At 71.3% G+C, this 4,398-nt stretch carries 5 protein-coding genes; 1 reads left to right on the forward strand and 4 read right to left on the reverse strand.

Annotated features, from left to right (window positions below; all coding sequences use genetic code 11):
* Positions 1–110 precede the first annotated feature (110 nt).
* A complete protein-coding gene (locus E1284_RS38855) occupies positions 111–2,165 on the forward strand; it encodes an MMPL family transporter (RefSeq protein WP_131945134.1) in 2,055 nt (684 codons plus the stop codon).
* Positions 2,166–2,168: 3 nt separating this feature from the next.
* Here the strand turns inward: E1284_RS38855 and E1284_RS38860 are convergent, their stop codons facing one another.
* From E1284_RS38860 to E1284_RS38875, 4 genes are all read right to left on the reverse strand, one after another.
* The gene (locus E1284_RS38860) at positions 2,169–2,648 is read right to left on the reverse strand and encodes a GNAT family N-acetyltransferase (protein ID WP_243715009.1); all 480 of its coding nucleotides are present in this window, start codon (positions 2,646–2,648) and stop codon (positions 2,169–2,171) included.
* Positions 2,649–2,670: 22 nt separating this feature from the next.
* Positions 2,671–2,880, reverse strand: coding sequence for a hypothetical protein (locus E1284_RS38865; RefSeq protein WP_131945136.1), 210 nt, complete (start codon positions 2,878–2,880; stop codon positions 2,671–2,673).
* 802 nt (positions 2,881–3,682) lie between these two features.
* On the reverse strand, positions 3,683–4,060 hold the full coding sequence (locus E1284_RS38870; RefSeq protein ID WP_165965602.1) for a hypothetical protein: 378 nt from the start codon (positions 4,058–4,060) through the stop codon (positions 3,683–3,685).
* Positions 4,039–4,350 carry an ATP-binding protein gene (locus E1284_RS38875; RefSeq protein ID WP_131945138.1) on the reverse strand — a complete coding sequence of 104 codons (312 nt, stop codon included), beginning with the start codon at positions 4,348–4,350 and terminating at the stop codon, positions 4,039–4,041. Before E1284_RS38875 ends, E1284_RS38870 begins: the two co-directional genes overlap by 22 nt.
* Positions 4,351–4,398 lie beyond the last annotated feature (48 nt).

Here is a 4,398-nt window from a genome sequence, read left to right on the forward strand (position 1 = left end):
TCCCCGCCCCCGCCTGACCCGGGCCCACCGCCCGCGGCGGCGATCGTGTTTCGCGGCGCCGTCCGGGGAAGGTGTGCGGGGCATGCTCAATCCACGTCGCCGGGAAGGTCATGTCCGTATCTCGAGCCGTCCGCTGGGCCCTGCCCGTCGCGCTGCTGCTGGCCTGGCTGGCCATCGGCGGGGCGCTCGGCCCGTACGCGGGGAAACTCGGCGACGTCGCCACCAACGAGCAGTCGTCGTTCCTGCCGCAGAGCGCCGAATCGACGCGCGTCCTCGAACAGGAGGCGGCCTTCGAGACGAACCAGACGATCCCGGCCATCGTGGTGTGGACGGCGCGGGGCGGTGACATCTCGGCCGAGCAGCGCGCGGCGGCGCAGCGCGCACTCGCCTCGCTGCAGGGCGTCCCGTATGTGACGGGGCCGGCGTCCCCCGTCATCCCGTCGCAGGACGGGACGGCGATGACCGGAGTGGTGCAGGTCAGGTCCGATGTCGGCGAGCACAGCACCGCGACGGTGGACCGCATCCGCCGGACCGCCGGCCAGGTGCCCGGGACCGGCGCCTTCGTCGCCGGCCCGGCCGCCACCCAGGCCGACCTCGCCGACGCCTTCTCCGGCATCGACACCCTGCTCATCGGGGTGGCCGTCGCCGTGGTCCTGCTGATCCTGCTGCTGGTCTACCGGAGCCTGCTGCTCCCGTTCGTGATCATCTTCGGTTCGGTGTTCGCGCTGGGGCTGGCCAGCGCGATCGTCTACTACCTGGCGAAACGCGGGACGGTCACGGTGGACGGCCAGGTGCAGGGCATCCTGTCCATCCTCGTCATCGGCGCCTGCACCGACTACGCGCTGCTGCTGTCGGCCCGGTTCCGCGAGGAACTCGCCGGCGGGGGCTCGCGGGGCACGGCGCTGTGGGCCGCGTGGCGCCGGTCCGCCGGCGCCATCGCCGCCAGCGGCGGCACCGTGGCGATGGGACTGATCGCCCTCCTGCTCAGCGACCTGTCCAACAACCGCGCGCTCGGGCCGGTCGGGGCGATCGGCATCGCCTGCGCGCTGCTGAGCGCGCTGACCTTCCTGCCCGCCGTCCTCGTCCTGCTGGGACGGTCGGTCTACTGGCCCGCCCGTCCGCACCCGGACCGCGCCGGGGCGTCCAGGCACCGGATCTGGGAGCGGATCGCGGGCCTGCTGGACCGCCACCCGCGCCGCTTCTGGGCGGGCTCCCTCATCGTGCTGATCGCCTGCGCCGCGTTCATGCCCACGCTCCGCACCGAGGGGGTGCCGCTGAGCGAGACGTTCGTCGGGGAGGCCCCGTCGGTGACGGCACAGAACGTCCTCAACGCGCACTTCCCGGGTGGTTCGGGCAATCCCGCGGTCGTGCTCGCCAACGCGCCGGCGCTGCCGCAGGTCGTGAACGTCGCGAGCCGCACCCGAGGTGTGGCGGACGCGCGACCCCGCACGCAGGCCGGCGCGCCGCTGGTCGTCGACGGACGTGCCCTGGTGGACGTCACCCTGAAGGCCGCCGCCGACACCGAGGAGGCCCGGCTGACCGTCGACCGCCTCCGCACCGGCCTGCACGCGATCCCGGGCGCCGACGCGCTGGTCGGCGGCTACACGGCCCAGCAGGCAGACACCCTGGCCGCCGCCCGGCACGACCGCAACATCATCATCCCGGTCGTGCTCGGCATCATCGTGGTGATCCTGGTGATGCTGCTCCGCTCGCTGGCGATGCCGCTGCTCCTCGTCGCCACCGTCGGACTCAACTACCTGGCGACCCTCGGCGTCGCCGCGCTGGTCTTCCAGCACCTGCTCGACTTCACCGCCACCGACCCGTCGGTGCCCTTGTACGGGTTCGTGTTCCTCGTCGCCCTCGGCGTCGACTACAACATCTTCCTGATGACCCGCGCCCGCGAGGAGTCGCTGCGGCACGGCCCGCGCGACGGCGTCCTGCGCGGCCTCATCGCGACCGGCGGCGTCATCACCTCGGCGGGCGTGGTCCTCGCCGCGACCTTCGCCGCACTGGTCGTCATCCCGCTGGCGTTCCTGGTCCAGATCGCCTTCATCGTGGCGTTCGGCGTCCTGATGGACACCCTGCTCGTACGCTCCGTCCTAGTCCCCGCCCTGGTCAGAGACGCCGGCCCTCGCGCCTGGTGGCCCGGCGTCCTCTCCCGCTGAAGCTCAATCGACGCCCGCGCTGTCGCTGCGCCGCTCCAGCATCACGACGTCCCGCCAGCGCCCGTGATGGCGCCCGAGCCGGACGCGCGTCCCCACGGTGCGGAACCCGGCCGCATGGTGCAGTCGCAGGCTCGCGGTGTTCTCGGGGAAGATGCCGGTCTGGATCGTCCAGATCCCACCCGCCTCGGTAGAGGTAATGAACGCCCTCAACAGAGCCGCACCGACACCCCGCCCACGCGCCTCCGCCGACACATAGACACTGTGCTCGACGACCCCGGCATAACAACAACGCTCCGACACCGCCGAGGCGGCAATCCACCCGAGCACTTCCCCACCGCCACCAGTGGCGACGAACCGGTGCCCAGGCAACTTGGCCGCATCGAACACCTCCCACGAGGGCGCGTCGGTCTCAAAGCTGGCGTCGCCGGTATCGAGCCCCGCCTGATAGATGGCGAGCACCTGCTCGCCGTCCTCGGCACGCATCGCCCGAACGTCTGTGTCCGTGTCACTCATCGTCCATCGACGCTAAATGACGAAAGCGAAGCACCGCTACGGTCCGGGCTATAGCGAGCACCAGGCCGAGGCTTCCCGCGGAGATCCACCAGATCTCGGCCCTCGGGACGGCCCGGACCAACCGGGTGCGGGCGAACAGGCGGCCGATGACGACCGCGACCAGCCGGGACAGCGCCGCCACCAGTGCGGCGGGGAGGAGCACCCGGACGATTCCCGGGACGCTCAGCCCCAGCGCCCGCCACCGGTCGCCGGCGAATCGCGGCCAGTCGCCGGCGCGATCCCGCCCCCGATTGATCCCGCGCCCGATTGAACCCGCGCCCGATTGAACTCGCGCCCGATTGAACCCGCGCCCGATTGAACCCGCGCCCGATTGAACCCGCGCCCGATTGAACCCGCGCCCGATTGAACCCGCCGGTATGGCCCCGCCCAGCCGCGCTACGTCAATACGCGCGCGAGCGTCACGAGTGGGATGGGCCGGCGGCGTCACCACGCATGGCTGCAGAACCACGCGGACAGTCCGGCCAGCCGGAGGCAGGTGACAAAGAGCCGAGTGACGCGGCGACACCGACCATGGACGAGTGTGTTGCGGATGGGCTTCGGGCTCGGGGTAGGCGAAATGCTCCATGTGCCGTCCGGGCGGCGGGTGGACGAGGTAGGACGGCACGGCGCCGCGAACCCAGCCCGGGTGTGCGGGCGGATCCTGCGGAGTCGGCGCGCCAGGTCAGCGGCGGTGCGAGCCTCGACCAGCCGATCGGGAAGGAGCGCCCAGAGAGATCCGCTCCACTCGCCGTGCCAGATGCATATGTCAGGGAACGCGCGGCGAAGGTCGTCGAGCGCCTGGTCGATGTCGAGATCCATGCCCAGCGGGCCGGTCGGACGGGCGTGCATGGATGGCGCGGGACGAGGTGCGTACTGACCACGTCCGCTGACGTTGCGCGTATGGGGCAGCGGTGCCGCGCCCCCAGGAGTGGGCATCATCGTGATTCCTCCGGCGGCGTGCGGCGCTACCAGGTGGACGGGAACATGCGGTGTTTGAGGAGGGCGTCCACCTGGTCTGCGGCGTACTTGGTGTCGCCGCAGGGGGAGAGGTGGCCGTGCCGTCCGCGTCCGGCCTCGTAGTAGGCCCAGCCTCGGCCGGGTGTGGCGTGGACGGTCACCGCGAGGCGGACATGGTCGTCCCGCCCGAACGCAAAGACCCACAGCACCGGTGGACGGTCGGGGAAGTCACCGGCCTGGTAGAGCTTGACGTACCGGTAGCTCTTGGCCTGGACGGCGACGGCGAGCAGATCGAGGTTCCGGATGGCGGTGGTGCGTCCCAGCCGGGTCCGCCACCAGAGCAGGTGGCGGACCGCCTGGACGTTCATCGGGCGCAGCGAGCCCATACGACCTTGCCTTCCTCGTTGAGCGGCCGGACGCCCCAGTCGTGGACGAGTTCGGACATCAGCAGCAGCCCGCGCCCGCCCTCGGCGTAGTCGTCCTCGCCTTGGACGATGGGCTGACCCGCGCCCTCGTCCCACACCTCGATCCGGACGAGCTCGTCGCGCTTGTCAGCGAGGACTTGGACGACGATGTGCCCCGTTCCGACGTGCTGCCGTACCGGTAGGCCACTGGCGAGGTGCCCGCCGTCGGCGGGTCCTTTTCCAGTGGCCCCCGGCCCGAACCGGACGTGCACCTTTCAATGCATCCGGCTCTCCAGTGACTACTACGTGTTTGTCGCGGC

Origin of the sequence: Actinomadura bangladeshensis (assembly GCF_004348335.1) — a bacterium.
GTDB classification, from domain to species: Bacteria; Actinomycetota; Actinomycetes; order Streptosporangiales; family Streptosporangiaceae; genus Spirillospora; species Spirillospora bangladeshensis.

What these genes read in the sequence shown, in the direction of transcription:
- E1284_RS38855 (WP_131945134.1), top strand. Translation starts at nt 111, where the DNA reads ATGTCCGTATCTCGAGCCGTCCGCTGGGCCCTGCCCGTCGCGCTGCTG.
- E1284_RS38860 (WP_243715009.1), bottom strand. Translation starts at nt 2,648, where the DNA reads ATGCGTGCCGAGGACGGCGAGCAGGTGCTCGCCATCTATCAGGCGGGG.
- E1284_RS38870 (WP_165965602.1), bottom strand. Translation starts at nt 4,060, where the DNA reads ATGGGCTCGCTGCGCCCGATGAACGTCCAGGCGGTCCGCCACCTGCTC.